The sequence below is a fragment of the Rhodococcus sp. WS3 genome (assembly GCF_003797085.1).
GTDB lineage: Bacteria > Actinomycetota > Actinomycetes > Mycobacteriales > Mycobacteriaceae > Rhodococcus_F > Rhodococcus_F globerula.
The window spans coordinates 254,155-274,815 of record NZ_RKMA01000001.1; the positions used below are offsets into that span (position 1 = coordinate 254,155).

The following is a 20,661-nucleotide window of genomic DNA, read 5'->3' on the forward strand; positions in this document are numbered from 1 at the left end:
ACCGGCTGATCGATAGCTACCGGGTTGATCAGCCGGTACACCCAGCGAAATCTACGACTCCTGAAAATACCTCTGAGCCAACCGCGTTCGGTGCGCAGCCGGAGACCCGAACAGGGAACGATTGAGCGTCGCACGTTTGAGGTAGACGTGTATCCCGCTCTCCCACGTGTAGCCCATGCCGCCGTGGAGTTGCATTGCCTTCCCGGCAATATCAACTGCCGCAGAACACGCGTACGACTTCGCCATCGCGGCTGCGACGGAAGCGTCCGACGTGTCCTGGGTTAAAGCACGCACCGCCGCCGCGACCAGAGACCTGGCAATCGTCACCTGAACGAGCATGTCCGCACACGCATGTTTGACGGCCTGAAACGAACCGATCCGACGTCCGAACTGCTCACGCACTCCGACATAGTCGACGGTCGCCTCCAACATGGCCTCGCTCAGCCCGAGGCTGTCACACGCCACTGCAACCGCAGCCCGATCACACAGTCGGGTAAGAGCATTCGACGCATCATCGCGCACACGCCACACCGATTCCGGGCCGACGACCACGCACGAGGCTGTCACGGACCCGAAGTTGCGCGTGGCATCGAGAACTTCCTGCTCCGTCACAGTCAGTCCGGCAGCCCGCGGGTCGATGTTGACAACAACGAGGTTCTCGTCAGCCTCACGTGCAGGCACAAGGTAACTGTCCGCTGCGCTCGCATCGAGCACAAAGCTCGCGTGCCCGCTCAGTTGGTAACCATCTGCATTCTGGTCGATACGGAAGGTGCTCTCCCCCAACGTTTCACCACCGAGAACAACAATCGGAGCCGCGTATCCGGCGGCGGTATCGCACAACAGCCGATCTCGTTCCGGCCGCGATTCCAGCAGATTGAGCGCGCCGACGCCAAGTGCCGCAACAGTCGCGTATCGGGTGCGCGAAGCAGTACGACCGATTTCCTGCAGGACTAGCGCGACCTCCACGAACGTTGCGTCGGCGCCGTCGAATTCCGCCTGCACCTCGAGACCAACTGCACCGGAGCGAGCAATCAGTCCCCAGTCCACCTCCCCGTTCACCGCCTCACTACCGGACTTTGCCAGAATCTCACGCACCATTGCACGCAGCTCTGCGTGTACTTCGGCAAGTTCTGCAAGCGACGACGACATCAGTGGCCTCTCGGTTCGCGAGGGAGGCCGAGGCCGCGCTCGCCGATAATGGTGCGTTGGATTTCGCTGGTTCCACCGGGGATCGTCCATTCCCACGAGCCGATGAAGTCCAGAACCCACGCACCGGATTCCCACCCACTCGACAAAGGTTTGCGCAGCACGGTGTGCGCGGAAAGGCCCGCGATGTCGGCGCCGAAATCCGTCATCCGTTGCAGGAGTTCGCTGTAGTGCAACTTCACAATGGATGCATCCGCCGGACCAGGCCGGGGATTACCGGCAAAGTCTGCGCACAGCGCGCGCAATCCCGTCAGTTCGATCTCGAGTGACGCCAGTTCATCTGCCACCAGAGCATCGCCGCGGTGACGCGAGCACAACTCCACCAGCCACCGAAACCCGCTCGAGCCCAGGCGCTCTGCAAGCTCGAGCATAGTCATCCCACGTTCGGCGCCAAGCGTTTCCTGCGCAACCTGCCATCCCTCGTTGGGCCGTCCGACCAGTTGCGACGCCGGGATGACAACGTCGTCGAGAAATATCTCGCAGAAGTGCGACTCGCCGGTGGCCTGCCGGATCGGCCGGACCTCGATTCCCGGAGTTTTCATATCCATCAGAAAGTACGAAATGCCCTGCCGCTTCGGTGCGTTCGGGTCGGTTCGAGCCAGGAGAAGGCACCAGTCCGCGTACATCGCGCCACTCGCCCACAGCTTTTGTCCCTTGACGACGTAGGCATCCCCGTCCCGTCGCGCTGTCGTCTTCAGTGCCGCCATGTCCGATCCTGCTCCCGGTTCGGAGAAACCCTGACACCAGATTTCGCCGTCGAGGATCGCCGGTAGATGACGACGCCGCTGTTCGTCCGTCCCCGCCGCAAGCAGCGTCGACGCTGCATGATGGATCGAGACGAACGGCAGCACGAGGCGCGGCGCGTCATGGGCCGCAAGCTCTTGATACAGGACGATTTGCCGCGGGGTGGACATCCCGCCGCCCCACTCCTGCGGCCAGTGCGGCACCGCCAGACCAGCAGTGCGGAGTTCCTGCATCCATGCCTTCTGGAACCGAACGAACTCCTCGTCCGACGCTCCGGTCTGCTCGGCTCGCCAGTCTGTCGGCACATGGGCGCGGCACCAGTCCCGCACGTTCTCGCGAAATTCGTCGAGCGTGCCACGAGGAGCGAGCACCGTCATCGGGTCACGGCCGTCGATCGCATGGCGCCAAGACGCTGCCGATGCTCGGGAGAGGTCATGGTGGCAACCTCCGCAGCAAAACCGGCTTGCATGGGACCACCGAGTGCCTGGGATAGGTACATGTTGACGATGCGTTTAGTCCCCTGCAATGCCTCGCGCGGCTGCGCCGCCAATCGCACAGCAAGGCGTCGCGCCTCCCCAACCAAGTCCTCGGGCGCGCAGGTTCGACTGGCAAGCCCCAACTCGACTGCCGTAGCAGCGGGGATTCGATCACCCGTGTACAAGAACTCTCGCGATCTCATGATCGGGGTGAGTAGCGGCCAGAAGGCAGCCCCGCCGTCGCCTGCAACCAGGCCGACGGCAACGTGCGGATCGGCAAGATAAGCGGTGTCCGACATCAGTACGACGTCACACAGGACAGCCACACTGCACCCGAGGCCTACCGCCGGACCGTTGACCGCGGCGATCACGGGAAGCGGAAATCTCAGCATCTCGTCGATGACTTCTGCACCCTCACGGATGCTTTCGTCCCGGGCAACCGGATCGTCGAGGAACGAAGAGATCCAGTCCAGATCGCCACCAGCACTGAAGGCTTTGCCGGCCCCGGTCAGAATCACCACAGCCGCCTCACGATCCGCGGCCAACTGTCGCCACACGTTCGCCAGAGCCGAGTGCAGAGGTTTGTTCACGGCATTGCGTTCGGCCGGTCGATTGATCGTGACAAGTCGAATCGGTCCGTCACACTCGACCGTCAGCTCTTCAGGAAGGTCGTAGGTCACAGTGTTGCCACTTCCCTTGCACCACCGATAGACGCTGCACCACCGATAGACGCTGCACCACCGATAGATGCTGTGTCACTGATAGATGCTGTGTCACTGAATAGTCCGGTAAGGCCGCGACGGCCGATCCGCTGCGTCAATGCGCTACCCGTCGCCGACAAGCCGAGCGGTAACCGCCGCAGTGGAAGGCTGTACCGCGAGAGCCACGACAGCGTGGTCTCGTCGCAGAAGCCACTCGCCCCGTGCAATTGATGTGCAACACGGAACACGATCTCGGCAGCTTCGATTGCGGCCAACCGCAGCGCAAGTGCGTCGTCGAGCGCCTCACTGCTATCGGTCTGGACGCTCCACAGTGCGTACTTCGCGAGCACCTCGAGGCCACTGCGCTGCACCTGTGCATCGGTGAGCTGGAACTGCACACTCTGCAGCTTCGCGAGCGGTTGCCCGAACTGCTCGCGCAGCAACACATGTGCGCGGGTCAGGTCCATCGCCCGATCGAGCATCCCGAGTAGCGTCCAACAGGGCAACAGCAACGCCAGCGCCACATCCTTCGCTCCGTTGTCGTCGACGAAGTTCGTGTCGAACTGCGCGACGAATGCTGTTGTGCGCGGTGAGTCCTGAGACGGGTGGACGACAACGGAGCTACGACGGCCGCCCAATGTCACTGCGGCCCAGCGTAGATCAATGCCGGATACCGGGCCGGCAGGGGCGCGATCGGCAACAACGATCAACCCGTCGACGGCAAGGTCAACCGGCCTCGCCAGCCGCTCAGCCACTGGATACGGCACGGCCCAGTAGCCAGCACTGTGACACAGCGCGGCCGCCGCTTCGAGTTCGTCCCTGTCACCGCGAGGATCGAGATCCCACGCGCCGAGGTCGGCCAACACCGGTGCCACAACACTTCCCCGACGCACCGGATCCCGCTCGCCCCGCTGAATCAGTTGATCACCACCCGCAGACTCGAAGGCACGTAGGGCCGTTCGACCGTATTCGATTGCCTCGTTACTTAATTCAAGCTTCATGCGGCCGCCAGAAGTGACCGAGCAAGGAGAATTCGTTGCATCTCGATGCTTCCCGACGCCACTGTCGCGGCCTGCGAATAGCGCCAATGTTCCTCGACATCGCGGCAGAATCGTTGCGCGTCTGCGTTATCCACCACCACGCCCCCTGCACTGTCCGACGAGTGTACAAAGGCCGCGAGTTCCGTCAGCACTTCGGCACTGTCCTGATCGAGTGTGGTCACAGCGATGCGGTATGCGGCGGCGTCGCCCGGGCGAACTGTTCCCTGGCTCTGCAACGCGACGACTTGATAGGCAAGCAGTCGAGCGCGCCGACAATGAGTCAGCATTCGCGCCCACCGGTTTCGCAATCCTTCCGGGACACTGTCCCAGCTGTCCCCGAGAACCGTTGCGGCGTCGTGCAACAGCCGTTCACAGCGCGCGTAGCGAGCGATGCCGACGCGCTCGAAGGCAAGCACTTCCTGAACCAGGCTCCAGCCTTCGTCCACCTGACCCAGCACGTTCTCTTCGGTAACCCGCACATCGTTGAAGAACACCTCGTTGAGGTGGTGCGGTCCGAGCATGGCGCGGATCGGCCTGACCTCGATATCCGGGTCGGACATCGGTACGAGAAATACCGTCAGGCCTTGCTGCCGGCGCTCACCGGTCGACGTCCGGGCAAGTAGGAAGCACCATTGCGCCATCGTGGCGTACGACGTCCAGATCTTCTGGCCGGAAATGAGCCAACCATCGCCGTCACGGCGTGCGGCAGTACGCAGCGAGGACAGATCGGAACCGGCTTCGGGCTCACTGAATCCTTGGCACCAGATGACGTCGCCTCGGGCAATCGGTGGGAGGTGCAGGCTCTGCTGCGTGCGCGTTCCGTGTCGCATGATGGTGGGCCCCACCCAGTTGACGCCCATGTATTGCGCGCCGCGCGGTTCGTGAAGCGCCCACATCTCCTCGCGAACCACCGTTTGCTCCCACACCGTGGCGCCGCGACCGCCGAACTCCTCGGGCCATGCCATGCACAGCAGTCCGCGGTCGGCAAGAATGCGGCAGAACCGCTGGGCCACATCAAGATCAGCCGGGTCATCTGTGAAGGCCCCGCGGAAATCCTCGGGAACGTGCTCCTTCACCAGCTGGCGCAGCTCACCTCGGAACGCCGTCGCGGCCTCACTCATCGTGAAGTCCATGGGAATTACATTAGTTCAATCCTAATAAGGATAGCAATACTTGGAGGTGCGAGATTCTCCGTCTAGGATTCACCCCATGAGCAAAAAGGTGCCCGTGTGAATACCGGCGGGCGCGGCCGCGTCCCGCAGCGCCGCATTGCAGAAACAGTTGCCGACGAACTTCGCGACCACATCCTCGCCGACGACAACTACCGACTCGCCACCCAGGAACAGCTGGTCAAAGACTTCGGTGTCAGCTACCCGTCCATCCGGGAAGCACTGCGCATACTCGAGACCGAGGGATTGGTGACGGTACGGCGCGGCAATGTCGGCGGCGCCGACGTGCATCGCCCCGACGAAGTTTCGGCCGCCTACCACCTTGGTCTCTCCCTTCAAGCCGCGCGAGTCACGTTGCGCGACCTCGCATCCGGCCTCCAGATGCTGGAACCCCTCTGCGCATCCGAATGTGCGAAGCGGGCGGACCGCAACCGCGTCGTAGTACCGGCACTGACCGCGTCCATCGACGCATCTGCGCGAAAGATCGGCGACGGCGTCGCCTTCACTCACGCGGCGCGCGAGTTTCACGATCTTGTCGTGTCCTTCACCCCGAATGCCACCATTCGCTATGCGGTGAGTAGCTATGTTGCCCTGTGGTCCGCGCAGGAAGAAGCCTGGGCGGAGGCACTCACCGTTCGTGGGGAGTATCCGTCAGAGGGCGAAGCGGAGGAAGCGGTTCGCACGCATCGCCGCATAGTCGAAGAAATCGCAGCCGGACGATCAGCCGAAGCGGAGCGCCTGGCGCGCGTTCACCTCGCGGCTACCCAGTCACTTGTTCTCGAGCGCTTCGGCGAGACCGTCGTCAATGCCTCGGTTGCCATGTCACGGCAAGCAATCCACTCCAACAGGCGATCGCGACTCACCTAGACAACTTGACCCAAGTTCGCTCGACGCAACGCGAGCGAACTCCCGCGACTCCAATGAACCGCTACCAGCAGGCAGCGATCCGAGCAGCGGAACACCGGTCACCGACACAAGATCGTCGCGGTTGCACTGCTCAGCCAGCCCTGGTTCGTCCGGCCACGACCCGATCACCAGACCGGAGCACCGAACATCCTTGTGTGCCAACGCTTCCACACTGAGCGCGCAGTGGTTGAGCGTTCCCAACCCGGCAGCGGCAACGAGGACGGCAGGCGCCCCCAGTTCCGCTGCAACATCGCGCACCGTGAAGTTGCCTGTGCCCAGGCGAACCAGGACTCCGCCGGCACCTTCGATCAGCGTCAGGTCGTGAGCGGCGTCCAACTCCCGGGCGCTGGCCAGTACCGCTTCCATCGTGAGCATCGGAAGGCCGCTGCGCCGAGCGGCAGTGTCGGGCGCCAACGGATCGGGGTACCGCGCCAATTCGGCCAGCGTGACGCCGCCGCCGGTCAGACGATCGATCTCAGCCAGATCTCCGGGTTCACCGAGTCCGACGCCGGTCTGCGCCGGCTTGAGGACAGCAACCGAGCGCCCAGACTGCAGCGCCAACGACGCCAATGCCGCCGTCACCACGGTCTTTCCGACGTCCGTCGACGTCCCCGTCACCACGAGAATGCTCATACCGCGGCCTCCGCCAGGACATTTCCGAGAATCTGACCGATCTGGTCCATCTCGGCTCGCGACAGGGAAGCGCGCGCGGTGAGTCGCAGACGCGACGTTCCTTCGGGAACCGACGGCGGCCGGAAACAACCGACGTGCAACCCCTGCCGACGACACTCGGCGGCCGCGTCGTACGCCCGTTGCGGATCACCGAGAATAACTGACACGACGGCAGATTCAGGCGTTCCGACGCCGGTGATCGCGGCCAGCTCCGACGCACGATCCAATACGTCCTTCGCGCGCGACGGCTCCCGACGAAGAACCGTCAGCGCTGCCCGCGCCGCACCCACCGCTGCGGGCGCCAGCCCCGTGTCGAAGATGAACGTTCGTGCCGAATCGATCAAATGTGCGCGAACCTTACTGTGCCCCAAAACAACCCCACCCTGACTTGCGAGGGACTTGGACAACGTTGCAGTCACCACTACGTCCGGTTCACCGGCAAGACCGACTTCGTGCACCAGACCACGCCCACCGCTCCCCCGGACACCGATACCGTGGGCCTCGTCGACCAGCAACAACGCGCCGTTTTCGCGGCAGATGCCGTGCAACGCGCGAAGCGGGGCCAGATCGCCGTCGGCGCTGAACACCGAATCGGTGACCACCAGGGCGCGCTCCTCGGTTCGTGACTCGAGCTGCGCCGCGACGAAGTCGATGTCGGAATGCGGAGCAACCACCACCCTCGCCCGCGAGAGACGACACGCGTCGACCAACGACGCATGCGAACCGGCGTCGGAAATGATCAACGACCCCGGCCCTGACAATGCCGTGACCGCACCGAGATTGGCGGTGTAGCCCGACGAGAAGACCAAGGCGGAATCGGACCCGACAAACTCTGCGAGCTCGAGTTCGAGTAATTCGTGTTCGGTGGTACTTCCCGTCACGAGTCGCGAACCCGTCGCACCGGCGCCCCACTTCTCCAATGCGGCCACGGCGCCGGCGATCACCTCGGGATGACGCACCAATCCGAGGTAGTCATTGGACGCGAGGTCGATCAGCGGCGAGTCGGCAGTTCGCGGGCGCACGTCACGGCGCAATCCGGCGGCGCGGCGTTCCGTTTCGACGGCAGTGAGCCAGTTCAACGAGGTAGTCACATTTCCGACCATACTTGAACGCCGTTCAAGCATGTCGCTATGGTGCAGGTGTGCACACACTCGGACAGGAATCAGCCACCGTCTCCGCGATCGACGCCGCGCACCTCTGGCATCCGTACGGAGCGTTTCCGGCAACAACCGAACCACTGGTCGTCGACAGCGCACATGGCGCCACCTTGACGTTGTCGGACGGCACCCAACTCGTCGACGGCATGAGTTCGTGGTGGGCTGCGATCCACGGCTACCGCAATCCGGTTCTCGACGCCGCCGCGGTATCCCAACTCGGCAAGATGAGTCACGTCATGTTCGGCGGACTCACTCACGAACCCGCGGCCACACTCGCAAAACTCCTCGTGGATATCACCCCGGCGGGGCTCGAGAAGGTCTTTCTCTCGGACTCCGGTTCCGTCGCCGTCGAAGTTGCCGTCAAGATGTGTCTGCAGTACTGGCGCAGTCTCGGAAAACCGTCGAAGAATCGCTTGATGACGTGGCGCGGCGGGTACCACGGCGACACATTCACCCCGATGAGCGTCTGTGATCCCGACGGCGGAATGCACTCCCTCTGGACCGACGTTCTCCGCGCTCAGGTTTTTGCGGACGCACCGCCAACCGAGTATCACCCCGAGTACGTCCGGCATCTCGACGGATTGCTCGCGGCGCATCACCACGAACTGGCTGCGGTCATTGTCGAACCTGTTGTTCAGGGCGCAGGCGGTATGCGATTCCACGACCCCGCCTACCTGGTCGACCTTCGAGCGCTCTGCGACAAGTACAACGTCCTTCTGGTCTTCGACGAAATCGCGACAGGTTTCGGCCGAACCGGTGAACTGTTTGCCGCCGATCACGTCGGCGTCAGCCCAGACGTCATGTGCGTCGGCAAAGCTCTGACCGGTGGATATTTGAGCCTGGCAGCCACTTTGTGCACCACCGACATGGCCGAGGCCATCACCGCAGGCGAGGGCGGCGGCCTGATGCACGGGCCGACGTTCATGGGCAATCCACTGGCCTGCGCAATCGCAGTCGCGTCCACCGAACTCCTGCTGGCGATGGACTGGCGACGCGACGTGACGAGACTGACCGAGGGACTCGATCGAGGACTCGCGGACGCACAGTCGATCCGAGGCGTGAAGGACATCCGAGTTCTCGGCGGTATCGGAGTTCTCGAACTCGACCGTCCGGTCGACATGCGCAGCGCCACCGATGCCGCGGTCAGATCAGGTGTGTGGCTGCGCCCGTTCCGCAACCTCGTGTACACGATGCCGCCGTATCTCTGCTCCGCCCACGAGGTGGAACAGATCACAGCCGCAATGCTCGAAGTCGCCCGCAGCCAGGCCTGACAGGGTTGGAGGGAAAGCGGTCCGACAAGAGGGTGTCCGACGTGGGCGATAGGGTTCGTTCATGGAGCAGTCGCCGACAGACAAACCTGCCAGCACACCGATCGCCGTGTGGCCGGGCAGCGCATATCCTCTGGGCGCGACGTACGACGGCGCAGGGACCAACTTCTCCCTGTTCTCCGAAGTTGCCGACGCCGTCGAACTCTGCCTGATCGCCAAGGACGGAACCGAAACCCGAATCCGGATGGACGAAGTGGACGGATACGTCTGGCACGCCTATCTGCCCTCGGTATCCCCCGGTCAGCGCTACGGCTACCGGGTGCACGGTCCGTACGATCCATCTGCCGGACTGCGCTGTGACCCCAGCAAATTGTTGCTCGACCCGTACGGCAAGGCCTTTGCCGGCGACTTCGACGGCGATCGTTCGCTGTTCTCCTACGACATCGATGCGGCCGACATGGCTGAAGCGAACGACGACAACACGATTCCTGACACCGGCGAACTCGAGGAAACTGCTGCCGAAGAACCTACCGGCGAAGAAACAGGCATCGACGAAACAGTTGCCGAAACAACCCAGGTCGAAGAAACACCCGAAGACGACACCGTCGATACCGGCGACACCGCAATCGAAGACGACGAGTTGGTCGACGAACCCTCGACTATCTCTTTCCCGCAGCATGATTCGCTCGGTCACACGATGTCTACCGTAGTGATCAACCCATTCTTCGACTGGGCGTCGGACCGCTCACCCGGGCGCCCGTACCACGAAACCGTGATCTACGAGGCGCACGTCAAGGGCATGACCGCCGCGCATCCCGGAATTCCGGAGGAGCTGCGCGGAACCTATGCCGGACTGGCACATCCGGTGATCATCGACCACCTGACCAACCTCGGAGTCACCGCCATCGAACTGATGCCGGTGCACCAATTCATGCACGATCAGGTGCTGCTCGATCAGGGACTGCGAAACTACTGGGGTTACAACACCTTCGGCTTTCTCGCTCCACACACCGACTACTCCTCGGCCGCCAAACCCGATGCGGCCGTGGCGGAATTCAAGGCCATGGTGCGCAGCTTCCACCAGGCGGGTATCGAGGTGATCCTCGACGTGGTCTACAACCACACTGCCGAGGGAAACCACATGGGGCCGACCATCAGCTTCCGCGGAATCGACAACGCCGCCTACTACCGCCTGGTCGACGGCGACGAAGCGCACTACATGGACTACACCGGCACCGGAAACAGCCTCAATGCCCGTCATCCGCACACGTTGCAACTCATCATGGACTCGCTGCGTTACTGGGTCACCGAAATGCACGTCGACGGATTCCGTTTCGACCTCGCGTCCACACTGGCCCGCGAACTGCACGACGTCGACCGACTGTCCGCGTTCTTCGATCTGGTGCAACAAGATCCGGTTGTCAGTCAGGTCAAGCTGATTGCCGAGCCGTGGGACATCGGAGAAGGCGGCTACCAGGTCGGCAACTTCCCCGGACTGTGGACCGAATGGAACGGCAAATACCGCGACACGGTTCGTGACTACTGGCGCGGCGAACCGGCAACACTCGGCGAATTCGCGTCCAGGCTCACCGGATCGTCCGATCTGTACGAGGCCACCGGTCGGCGTCCCGGCGCCAGCATCAATTTTGTCATCGCTCACGACGGTTTCACTCTCCACGACCTCGTCTCGTACAACGAGAAGCACAACGAAGCCAACGGCGAGAACAACAATGACGGCGAATCACATAATCGGTCCTGGAACTGTGGCGTCGAAGGCCCCACCGACGACCCCGAGATCCTCGAACTCCGCGCACGCCAGAGTCGCAACATTCTTGCCACGCTGATGCTGAGTCAGGGCACCCCGATGCTCGCACACGGCGACGAGATGGGCCGAACTCAGCTGGGTAACAACAACGTCTACTGTCAGGACTCCGAACTGTCCTGGATGGACTGGTCACTGGCGGAGACCAACGCCGACCTCGTCGAGTTCACCAAACGCGCTATCGCATTGCGCGCCAAGAACCCCGTGTTCCGGCGTCGACGGTTCTTCGAGGGTCGGCCCATCCGCAGTGGTGATCAGAGCCGCGACATCGCGTGGCTCACTCCCGCCGGCGAGGAAATGACACCGGCGGATTGGGACAGCGGTTTCGGTAAATCGTTAGCCGTGTTCCTCAACGGTGAAGCTATCCCCGAGCCGAACTACCGCGGCGAGCGCGTAGTGGGCGATTCATTCCTGTTGTGTTTCAACGCCCATTACGAAGACATGGAATTCTCCACTCCCAATGCCGACTATGCGGCGGAGTGGACGGTGGTACTCGACACCTCGATGCCCACCGGCGAAAGCGATGTGGTGATCGAAGCCGGAACGGTTCTGGGCGTCCGCGCTCGTGCATTGATGGTCCTTCGCAGAACGGCCTGAGGAGACAACGATGACGCCGATCACCAGCACGTACCGCCTGCAACTGCGACCAGACGCGTTCACGCTCCACGACGCGGCCGGTATCGTCGATTACCTTGACACTCTGGGAGTTTCACATCTCTACCTCTCCCCCGTCCTGACGGCGACGTCCGGATCGACCCACGGGTACGACGTCACCGACCCTACGACCGTCGCTGAGGGTCTCGGTGGCCGAGAGGCACTGGTGAAGCTGTCGGGCGCGTGCCGAGAACGCGGCATGGGATTGATCGTCGATTTGGTGCCCAATCACGTCGGAGTGGCCAAACCCCACGAAAATGCTTGGTGGTGGGATGTTCTCACGTACGGGCGGGCATCTACGTACGCAGACTTCTTCGACATCGACTGGGACCACGACAACGGGGCGGACGGAAAGCTAGCTCTCCCGGTGTTGGGAAAGCCCGCTGATCTCGACTCCCTCACCGTCGATCACGCCAACGCGACACCGCTTCTCGCATTCTACGAACATCGGTTCCCCATCGCCCCGGGAACAGGCACGGGATCGGCTCAGGAAATCCACGACCGTCAGTCGTACCGGCTTGTTCCGTGGGACGCCGGAATCATCACTTACCGGAGATTTTTTGCCGTCAACGAACTCGCGGCATTGCGCCAAGAAGATCCGCGGGTTTTCGAACTCTGCCACCGTGAACTGAAATCGTGGGTCGACGAGGGCCTGATCGACGGGGTTCGGATCGATCATCCCGACGGACTTGCCGATCCGGTGGAATACCTCGAACGCCTTCGATCGTTGCTGGGACCGGATCAGTGGATCGTGATCGAGAAGATTCTCGGGCACAGCGAACCACTCGATCCATTACTTCCCGTCGACGGCACCACCGGATACGACGCTCTGAACCAACTGGGCGGAGTATTTGTCGATCCCAGCGGCGAGCACGAGCTTTCCGAACTGTCCGGCGCCTTGACCGGCAACGACGGCGACAGCACCTGGCTACATCACACAGAACGGCAGTTCAAACGTGAGACGGCGCGCGGTGAACTCGCCCCTGAAATCCGTCGCCTGGTGCGGGCTATTCGCAGCGAAACCGGAACCCGCTGCAGCGACAAGGCGCTCAATGACGCAGTTGTGGTTGTCATCGCACGAATGCCGGTGTACCGCTCCGACTACAGCCCCCTCGCCGGGCTGACGGCTCGGATTGTCGGCGGAATCCACGAACTTGCTCCTGGCCACGAAGAAGCCTTCAACGCCCTGGCGCAGGCACTGTCCGGCGGTGGCGAGGCGGCGGTCCGCTTCCAGCAGGTGTGCGGCGCAGTGATGGCAAAATCCGTCGAGGACCGGTTGTTCTATCGGACTGCGCGATTGATCTCGCGGCAAGAAGTCGGGGGCAATCCAGCCGCGTTCTCCGTTTCAGTTGCCGAGTTCCACCTCGCCAATTCCGATCGGGCTCGACTGTGGCCCGCAGCGATGACCTCTCTGTCCACCCACGACACCAAACGCGGCGAAGACGTTCGCGCCCGGATCAACGTCCTGTCGCAGATGCCGGAAGTGTGGTCGAGGCTGGTGCAAGACTGGGAAGAGGTGGAACCCAGCCCCGAACCGATGACCGGATTGTTCCTCTGGCAGAACATTGTCGGCGTGTGGCCGGTGGGTGAGGCTGCCCCCGACTTCCGCTCACGTCTGCACGCGTACGCCGAGAAGGCAATTCGCGAGGCCGCGCTCGCGACCTCGTGGAATTCTCCGGATTCGTCATTCGAGACGGCAGTCCACACCTGGATCGACAACGTCATCGACGGCCCGGTCGCCGCATCGATCACACAACTTGTCACCCGCATCGCCCGACATGCCTGGTCTGACTCGTTGGGACAGAAACTACTTCAGATCTGCGGACCGGGAATCCCGGACATCTACCAGGGCACCGAACTCTGGGAAGATTCGCTGGTAGACCCGGACAACCGTCGGTTGACCGACTTCGATGTCCGTCGCGGGCTGATTGACAGCACCGAAACCTCCGTCGACGCGACCGGCGCAGCAAAACTCCATGTAGTTCGCACCGCGTTGACATTGCGACGCGAGTACCCCTCCTGGTTTGTCGGCGGCACCTATCTCCCGGTTCTGGCATCCGGTGAGAGCTCAGGGCACGTCGTCGGATTCTCGCGCGGTCCTCGAGGTGGGAAGGCCGCCGTCGTTGCACTAGCTACCCGGCATTCGATGGTCCTCGCAGATCACGGCTGGGGTGACACGGTGATCGGGCTACCGGAGGGCCGCTGGACCGACAATGCAACCGGCAACGCCATCGAGTCGTCTCGTGCCGGCGATATTTTCCGCGGCGGTCCTACTGCTCTACTGATTCGCGAGACCGAATCACCGTGAACCGGGCCTGCCCGTGTATTCCGGTGAGCGGGTTACGTGTCCTGCAACACACTTTCCCACGCTAACTTTCTTGGTACCAGCACTACAGGACCATCGAGAGGTTGCACACTATGTCCACAGGTCGCTACACCGGCAAGGTCGCATTCATCACGGGAGCCGCTCGCGGTCAGGGCCGCGCCGAAGCAGTTCGGCTCGCCGAGGAAGGCGCCGACATCATCGCCGTCGACGCGTGCGTCCAATTCGATTCCACCTCGTATACCGGAGCAACCGAAGACGACTTGGCCGAGACCGTCGAACTGGTCAAGGCACTCGACCGCCGAATCGTCGCCACCAAGACCGATGTCCGCGACTTCGACGCGCTCTCGGCCGCACTCGACTCCGGTATCGCCGAACTCGGCCGCCTCGACGTCGTAGTTGCCAATGCCGGAATCTGTTCCGCGAACATGTCCTGGGAGATCACGCCCGAGCAGTGGAAGGAAACGCTCGACGTCAACCTCACCGGCGTCTTCTACACCGCGAAAGCCGCAATCCCGCACCTGATCAAGCAGGGCACCGGCGGCTCGATCATCTTCACCAGTTCCGTGGCCGGCCTGCGCGGGCTTCCGTTTCTCGGCCACTACGTCGCCAGCAAACACGGCATCACCGGTCTCGCGAAGACCATGGCGTCGGAGTTGGGGCAGTACAACATTCGAGTCAACACCATCCACCCACACGGTGTGGCCACCGGGATGCAGATGACGGATATGCAACCCCTCATCGCGGAACACGCTCACACACTCGGACCGATCTTCATGCAGACCCTGCCCGATCCGGTCAGCCAGCCGGAAGACATCGCCGCAGCGGTCGCATTCCTGGGATCGGACGAAGCGCACCACATCACCGGAATTGCCATGCCGCTCGACCTGGGAACCTTGCTTCGCTGATCGAGTCACACCGAACAAAATCAATGAATGTGCAGCGGGTCTCGGGAATATCGTTCCACCGAGGCCCGTTGCGCCACACATGACCAAAACAGTGATAGCGCAGAAATACGGAAGCCCCGACGTTCTGAAGCTGATCGACGTGGAGGTTCCGCCGCCGGCGCGCGCAGAAGTACGCGTCGACGTCAAAGCAATCGGCGTCAATCCCTTCGACTACAAGCTCTACAGCGGTGCGTGGGGAACCGATCCGAGCAAACTGCCGATACATCTCGGCGGTGAGGCTGCCGGAGTTGTGTCAGCGATCGGCCCCGATGTCACGACAGTTGCCGTCGGCAACGAAGTGATCGTCAGCCCGGGAAGTGGCCTGTACTCCGAACAGGTTGTGGTTCCCTCGTCATCCGTCACGCCAAAACCTTCTTCGATCAGTTGGGAGCAGGCAGCCGGTCTTCTCCTGGTTGGCGGGACCGCTGTCGACGCACTCGATACGATCCGCGTCAGCGAGGGTGACACGGTATTGATCCACGGAGCATCCGGTGGTGTCGGATCACTTGCCGTGCAGCTGGCCGTCGCTCGCGGTGCAACGGTGATCGGAACCGCCGGCGCATCCAATCAGGAGTACGTCCGATCATTGGGCGCGACACCGGTGCTCTACGGCGACGGACTCGAAGCCCGAGTCCGGGAACTGGGTTCAGTGGACGCCGCATTCGACACCGCGGGCACCGACGAAGCAGTCGACGTGTCGCTGGCGCTGGTTGCCGATAAGCGCCGCATCGTCACGATCGTGGCGTTCGGGCGAGCAGAGTCCGACGGATTCAATGCCGTCGGTGGCGGCAATCCGCAGAGTGCCGAAGCTCGCTTGAAGGCCCGGGGCGAACTCGTCGAACTCGCCGGAGCCGGACGCTTGACCGTGAAAATCGCCAAGACTTTTCCCTTGGCCGACGCCGCCCAGGCTCATACCGAGCTCCAGAGTTCCCACCCTGCCGGGAAGTTCATCCTGATTCCCTGACGTGTGGACTATTTCGCCTCGGAACCCGGAGCAAGTGGCACCAAAAGTGTCGTGCCGAACGCGACGAGCACCGATTCGCCATCGCGTTCGGCATGAACCTCGGCGGTGACGAATACCTGCTTGCGCCCGGTCTTGACCGAGCGTGCCGTGGCGACAAATGCGGTCCCGACCCCTGGACTCACGAAATTGACCGCGCAGTTCGACGCCGCCACTACGCCCACTTGCGTGAAAGCAGCAAATCCGCACGCAGTGTCGATAAGCCCCGCAACCAGTGCAGCGTGCAGATGTCCGGCGTACTGCCCAAGATCCTCACGCCACTCGAGTCGCAGACTCACGCGACCCGGTTCAGCCTCCGCGACCTCGAATCCGGCCCACCGGTTGAAAGCTGCCGACGCGTTGACCGCCCGCAACTGCTCGAGCATCTCGGAATTCTTCATGTAGACCAGTCTACATAGATTGTGGTGGATCGCCGGGGTGTTTAAGCTCCAACTCGTGGCGACTCCCCCGAAACACCGCGAAGCACTAGTTCGAGCAGCGGCCGATCTGTTTCGACGCCAGGGGTACGCGGCAACCGGGCTCAACGAGATCCTCAAGTCGAGCGGAGCCCCGAAAGGTTCGCTCTACCACTACTTCCCCGACGGCAAAGAGCAGATCGGCACGGAGGTCGTCCGCGTCGGCGGGCAGTTGGTGGCCAACACTCTCACCGAACTCGCCGACAACCACCCGGACGCCGGGTCGCTGCTGCGCGAGTACTCCCGGTTACTCGTCGGATGGGTGAGCGATTCAGACTTCCACGAAGGCTCACCGGTCACTACGGTGCTGTTGGAACTTGCCCCCGATTCAGAGAGCGTCACCGCCGCCGGACAGGCCGTCTACCGACAGTGGTCATCAATACTGAGTGACTCGTTGATTGCCTCGGGTGTCGCACACACTCGAGCGGAACGGCTTGCGGTACTGGCTGTATCGGCACTCGAGGGTTCACTGGTACGGGCCCGTGTCGAACAATCAGGGCAGCCGATTCTCGACTCCCTCGGCGAGGTGGCAGACCTGTTCGATGGCGCGATCGCCGCGGCGGACGTGCCCTGAGCGAAACACCGGAGACGAGCGCGCTATCGGTAGCTCATATCCGGCCGGCGTCGCCGTCACGCTGCTGCTTCGCGATTCGTCGCTGCTCCTCGGCGCGGGCACGGCACTGTCGGAGGAATTCCTCGTCCGCGGCCGGATCGGCAGCAACTGCCCGCCCGGGACGCTCGTATTCGCCGTACCCGGTAGATCCGACGTACCCCGCCGGTGCGTTATGTCCGCGCCCGACGATCAGCCACAGCACCGACCCGAGCGTCGGCAGGAAGATGATCACCAGAATCCAGACCACCTTGGGTAGGTGCTGGATGTACGCGTCGTCGCGAGTGATGGCGTCCACGATGCAGAAAATCCACAACAGCATCGTGATGAGTCCGAACAAGGCGTAAGGCACGCTGGATTTCCTCCCAGATTCGAAAAACTCCCGCTATGCTAGCTAAAACAGACCGATTAGTACATTAGATTCGTCCGAATCGCGAATTCGAGCCACTCGCGGTAATCGTTGACATTCCAGCCTCCGATCGACCGCAGTTGCTGGTGCACGTGCGGCGAGACCAGGGCAGCGAGAACGCCCGACGCCTTGTCCACCGAAATGTCATTGCGCAACAGTCCGTGTTCGGAAAGACCTTCCGCGATCGACGTGGCATTGGCAAAGGACTGTTCCGAAGATTCCGCGGCCAGTCGACGCATATCGGCGTCGGCGCCCGACGACTGGACCGCCGTCATCATGAGTGGACCGGCCCGTTCGAGCAGACCGACGCTCTGTTCCACGATCTGCGCAACCAACCTCCGAACGTCGTCGGGATCAGAGTGGTCACGGCGCACGGGCGCACTGTCGTCGCCCGACTCCGCTTCGAGCGCATGACTGAATGCCGCCTCGAAGATCTCGAGCTTGCCCCCGGGAAATGCGGTGAAGACAGTGCGAGGGGCGACACCCGCGGCGTCGGCGATATCCTTGGCCGTCGCGCTGACGTAGCCCTTGTCGACAAAGAGCGCAGCTCCGGCATCTCGGATCAATTCACGCGTGCGCCGGGCTGCATCGCCGCGAACCTTCGATTGATAGTGCCGCTTCTCGATCACAGAAGAACTCTAGCGACCCTTTCCATCAGCTGCATTGAATGCAGTGCGGATGCAGATAAAATAATTGCAGGTCATGATCTATGTTTTCGGATGATCGATCCAACCGTCACTGCCCGGGAACACCAGAACTTCATGTCCGTCGTCATAGCGCACTAGATACGGCGGAGCGCCGTTCTCGCCGTGCACCTCGATCACCTCGGCCGACGTCTCGGGCTGACCCACCACTCGGCCCTGCACATGTAGACGATCACCTACCTGGGCATGCATGTGAATTCCTCCCTCGAGACGAGTACTCCGAATTCGGGTTCCCCACCGCGTCGTCGAATAACCCAGATGCGGCGCGGTGACAAAATCCACACCGGATTACGTGGCGTCAGCGAGGTAAACAGTGGTTCACTCTATGGTGAACGTACATTCACCTCGTCAAGGAAGGCACCCACCTTGGCTCTGCACTCGGCACCTGCCGCCCGCCGTTCCAGCGGACTCATCACCGGAATCCTCTGCCTCTCCGGAACTGTGGTCGCCCTACAGCAGACGATGGTCATTCCGCTCCTCCCCGATTTCCCGAAAATTCTCGGAATCAGTTCCGACGACGCGTCGTGGCTCGTCACGATCACGCTCCTGACGAGCGCGATCGCGACACCCATCGTCTCGCGCCTGGCCGACATGTTCGGAAAACGACGGATGATGCTGATTTCGATGGCGATGATCGTCCTCGGATCGCTGATCGCGGCTGCCGGCGGCACGTTTGTGACACTGCTCATCGGACGCGGATTGCAGGGATTTGCCATCTCGATGATTCCTGTCGGCATCAGCATCATGCGAGACGAGCTACCCAAGGACAAGGTCGCATCGGCCACGGCACTGATGAGCGCCACCCTCGGAATCGGCAGCGCGCTAGGCCTGCCGCTATCGGGATTGATCTTCGAACAGTTCGGATGGGAAGCGATATTCTGGCTTTCCGCTGCTGTCGGCGTGATGCTGATAGTCGCAGTGGCGCTTGTCATTCCCGAATCCAGCGTGCGCACCCGCGGAAAATTCGATTTCCTGGGCGCGGTCATGCTGTCCGTTGCCCTGGCAGCACTCCTCCTTGCCATCTCCAAGGGAGCGCGGTGGGGATGGACCAGCGAGCCGACAATCCTGATGTTCGTGCTCGGCTTCACCGTTCTGGCGCTGTGGTTCCCTTACGAGCTTCGCGTGACACAACCCATGGTCGACCTGCGGACCTCGGCCAAACGCCCGGTCTTGCTGACCAACCTCGCGTCAGTCATGGTCGGTTTCTCCATGTACGCCAACAATCTGTCGACGACGCAGCAACTGCAGATGCCGAAAATCTCCGGCTACGGCTTCGAACTCGGTGTAATGGCAGCCGGAATCTGCATGATCCCAGCGGGCCTCGCCATGGTCTTCTTCGCACCGGTATCCGCGAAAATCACCAAACGATTCGGAGCCAAGACAACGCTGATGGTCGGCGCAGTGGTGCTCGCCGGAGCGTATGTGGCCCGCGTCTTCCTCACCGGGTCAATTCCGCTGATCGTGATCAGTGCCGCCGTCGTCAGCATCGGCACGGCCATCGCCTACTCCGCGATGCCCATGCTGATCATGCGGTCGGTGCCCATCACGGAAACCGCGTCGGCGAACGGACTCAACTCGCTCCTGCGCTCCGTGGGCACTTCGATGTCGAGCGCCGTAGTTGCCGCGATGCTCACAGCATTGGTGATCCCGTCCGGTCCCGGCGCCGGACTGCCGTCGCTCGACGCGTTCAAGAACATCTTCTGGCTCGCTGCCCTTGCTGCCGTCGCCGCCCTGGCCGCAGCGGCCTTCATTCCGCGTTACGGCGCCAAGCCCGAATCGGCCGTGCGTCCCGTCACACCCGAAGGCTTCGAAATCCCCTCCACCGACAACGACATCGTCGTGGCAGGGCGTGTGATTCGTGCCGACAAGCGCCCGGTCAAGCAAGCCGTCGTCACCGTCATGGACATGGCCGGGTCGCCCGTGGACTGGAGTCGCGCCGACAACGAGGGAGTCTTCTCACTGGCATTGCCCGAACCGGGGCGCTATCTCGTGGTGACCAGTGCTGACGGATGGTCTCCGACGTCGCAGGTCATACGCTTCGATAATGCGGAATCAACACATACCGTGATGTTGGGCGAACGACTGACCATCTCCGGACAGGTCACCATTGCCGGCCTACTGACCTCCGGAACCGTGATCACGCTGACCAAACCGACTGGCGAATTCGTGGCCTCCACCCTCACCGACCACGCCGGACGGTACGGAATCGCGCTCCCCTCGTCTGGCCGGTACATCCTCACGGCACTCGCCGACGACGGAGCAGGCTCGCAAGCCAGACAGATTGCCGTGATCGCGCAATCGACGTCCGTCGACTTCGACGTGCCGTTGGAACAGGTCCCGGTACCGAGTCGCGTCTGAGTGCGCGGCACAGTCAAAT

At 62.4% G+C, this 20,661-nt stretch carries 19 protein-coding genes; 8 read left to right on the forward strand and 11 right to left on the reverse strand.

Going from position 1 to position 20,661, the window contains the following annotated elements; all coding sequences use genetic code 11:
* Window positions 1-51: 51 nt before the first annotated feature.
* The 5 genes from EEB13_RS01080 to EEB13_RS01100 are packed head-to-tail and all read right to left on the reverse strand — an operon-like array spanning window position 52 to window position 5,300.
* The gene (locus EEB13_RS01080) at window positions 52-1,149 is read right to left on the reverse strand and encodes an acyl-CoA dehydrogenase family protein (RefSeq protein WP_141484441.1); all 1,098 of its coding nucleotides are present in this window, start codon (window positions 1,147-1,149) and stop codon (window positions 52-54) included.
* Window positions 1,149-2,327 carry an acyl-CoA dehydrogenase family protein gene (locus EEB13_RS01085; RefSeq protein ID WP_141484442.1) on the reverse strand — a complete coding sequence of 393 codons (1,179 nt, stop codon included), beginning with the start codon at window positions 2,325-2,327 and terminating at the stop codon, window positions 1,149-1,151. Before EEB13_RS01085 ends, EEB13_RS01080 begins: the two co-directional genes overlap by 1 nt.
* Complete coding sequence (locus EEB13_RS01090; protein WP_141484443.1) at window positions 2,324-3,106, reverse strand: enoyl-CoA hydratase/isomerase family protein; 783 nt, start codon at window positions 3,104-3,106, stop codon at window positions 2,324-2,326. Before EEB13_RS01090 ends, EEB13_RS01085 begins: the two co-directional genes overlap by 4 nt.
* A complete protein-coding gene (locus tag EEB13_RS01095) occupies window positions 3,103-4,128 on the reverse strand; it encodes an acyl-CoA dehydrogenase family protein (RefSeq protein ID WP_141484444.1) in 1,026 nt (341 codons plus the stop codon). Before EEB13_RS01095 ends, EEB13_RS01090 begins: the two co-directional genes overlap by 4 nt.
* On the reverse strand, window positions 4,125-5,300 hold the full coding sequence (locus EEB13_RS01100; protein ID WP_116101443.1) for an acyl-CoA dehydrogenase family protein: 1,176 nt from the start codon (window positions 5,298-5,300) through the stop codon (window positions 4,125-4,127). Before EEB13_RS01100 ends, EEB13_RS01095 begins: the two co-directional genes overlap by 4 nt.
* A 96-nt stretch (window positions 5,301-5,396) precedes the next feature.
* Between EEB13_RS01100 and EEB13_RS01105 the strand changes: the two genes are divergently transcribed.
* Window positions 5,397-6,203 carry a FadR/GntR family transcriptional regulator gene (locus EEB13_RS01105; RefSeq protein ID WP_033230967.1) on the forward strand — a complete coding sequence of 269 codons (807 nt, stop codon included), beginning with the start codon at window positions 5,397-5,399 and terminating at the stop codon, window positions 6,201-6,203.
* Here the strand turns inward: EEB13_RS01105 and bioD are convergent.
* Window positions 6,159-6,875: a dethiobiotin synthase gene (gene bioD / locus EEB13_RS01110; protein ID WP_141484445.1), complete on the reverse strand. Its 717-nt coding sequence runs from the start codon at window positions 6,873-6,875 to the stop codon at window positions 6,159-6,161. The two genes, EEB13_RS01105 and bioD, sit on opposite strands and share 45 nt — an antisense overlap.
* Window positions 6,872-8,017: an 8-amino-7-oxononanoate synthase gene (locus EEB13_RS01115; RefSeq protein WP_141485508.1), complete on the reverse strand. Its 1,146-nt coding sequence runs from the start codon at window positions 8,015-8,017 to the stop codon at window positions 6,872-6,874. Before EEB13_RS01115 ends, bioD begins: the two co-directional genes overlap by 4 nt.
* 38 nt (window positions 8,018-8,055) lie before the next feature.
* On the opposite strand from EEB13_RS01115, the gene EEB13_RS01120 reads away from it, so the two are divergent.
* The 5 genes from EEB13_RS01120 (at window position 8,056) to EEB13_RS01140 (ending at window position 16,049) form a co-directional block, all read left to right on the forward strand.
* A complete protein-coding gene (locus EEB13_RS01120) occupies window positions 8,056-9,342 on the forward strand; it encodes an adenosylmethionine--8-amino-7-oxononanoate transaminase (RefSeq protein WP_045070256.1) in 1,287 nt (428 codons plus the stop codon).
* Between the two features lie 61 nt (window positions 9,343-9,403).
* Window positions 9,404-11,758, forward strand: a complete 2,355-nt coding sequence (gene glgX, locus EEB13_RS01125) for a glycogen debranching protein GlgX (protein ID WP_141484446.1) — start codon at window positions 9,404-9,406, stop codon at window positions 11,756-11,758.
* Between the two features lie 10 nt (window positions 11,759-11,768).
* Window positions 11,769-14,123: a malto-oligosyltrehalose synthase gene (gene treY, locus EEB13_RS01130; protein WP_141484447.1), complete on the forward strand. Its 2,355-nt coding sequence runs from the start codon at window positions 11,769-11,771 to the stop codon at window positions 14,121-14,123.
* A 110-nt stretch (window positions 14,124-14,233) separates the two neighbouring features.
* Window positions 14,234-15,046, forward strand: coding sequence for a mycofactocin-coupled SDR family oxidoreductase (locus EEB13_RS01135; RefSeq protein ID WP_092800635.1), 813 nt, complete (start codon window positions 14,234-14,236; stop codon window positions 15,044-15,046).
* 79 nt (window positions 15,047-15,125) lie between these two features.
* Window positions 15,126-16,049: an NADP-dependent oxidoreductase gene (locus EEB13_RS01140; protein ID WP_141484448.1), complete on the forward strand. Its 924-nt coding sequence runs from the start codon at window positions 15,126-15,128 to the stop codon at window positions 16,047-16,049.
* Between the two features lie 8 nt (window positions 16,050-16,057).
* Here the strand turns inward: EEB13_RS01140 and EEB13_RS01145 are convergent, their stop codons facing one another.
* Window positions 16,058-16,486 (reverse strand): PaaI family thioesterase, encoded by a 429-nt coding sequence (locus EEB13_RS01145; RefSeq protein ID WP_233365247.1) that lies wholly within the window; start codon window positions 16,484-16,486, stop codon window positions 16,058-16,060.
* A 55-nt stretch (window positions 16,487-16,541) separates the two neighbouring features.
* Between EEB13_RS01145 and EEB13_RS01150 the strand changes: the two genes are divergently transcribed.
* Complete coding sequence (locus EEB13_RS01150; protein ID WP_141484449.1) at window positions 16,542-17,135, forward strand: TetR/AcrR family transcriptional regulator; 594 nt, start codon at window positions 16,542-16,544, stop codon at window positions 17,133-17,135.
* 34 nt (window positions 17,136-17,169) lie between these two features.
* On the opposite strand, the gene EEB13_RS01155 is transcribed toward EEB13_RS01150, so the two are convergent.
* From EEB13_RS01155 to EEB13_RS01165, 3 genes are all read right to left on the reverse strand, one after another.
* Entirely contained in the window at window positions 17,170-17,523 is a 354-nt protein-coding gene (locus EEB13_RS01155; protein ID WP_141484450.1) for a PLD nuclease N-terminal domain-containing protein, read from the reverse strand.
* 56 nt (window positions 17,524-17,579) lie between these two features.
* The gene (locus EEB13_RS01160; protein WP_033230976.1) at window positions 17,580-18,209 is read right to left on the reverse strand and encodes a TetR/AcrR family transcriptional regulator; all 630 of its coding nucleotides are present in this window, start codon (window positions 18,207-18,209) and stop codon (window positions 17,580-17,582) included.
* A 78-nt stretch (window positions 18,210-18,287) separates the two neighbouring features.
* The gene (locus tag EEB13_RS01165) at window positions 18,288-18,476 is read right to left on the reverse strand and encodes a DUF1918 domain-containing protein (RefSeq protein ID WP_141484451.1); all 189 of its coding nucleotides are present in this window, start codon (window positions 18,474-18,476) and stop codon (window positions 18,288-18,290) included.
* Between the two features lie 174 nt (window positions 18,477-18,650).
* Here EEB13_RS01165 and EEB13_RS01170 point away from each other — a divergent pair, with 174 nt between their 5' ends.
* Window positions 18,651-20,642 (forward strand): MFS transporter, encoded by a 1,992-nt coding sequence (locus EEB13_RS01170; protein WP_033231434.1) that lies wholly within the window; start codon window positions 18,651-18,653, stop codon window positions 20,640-20,642.
* Window positions 20,643-20,661: the final 19 nt, after the last annotated feature.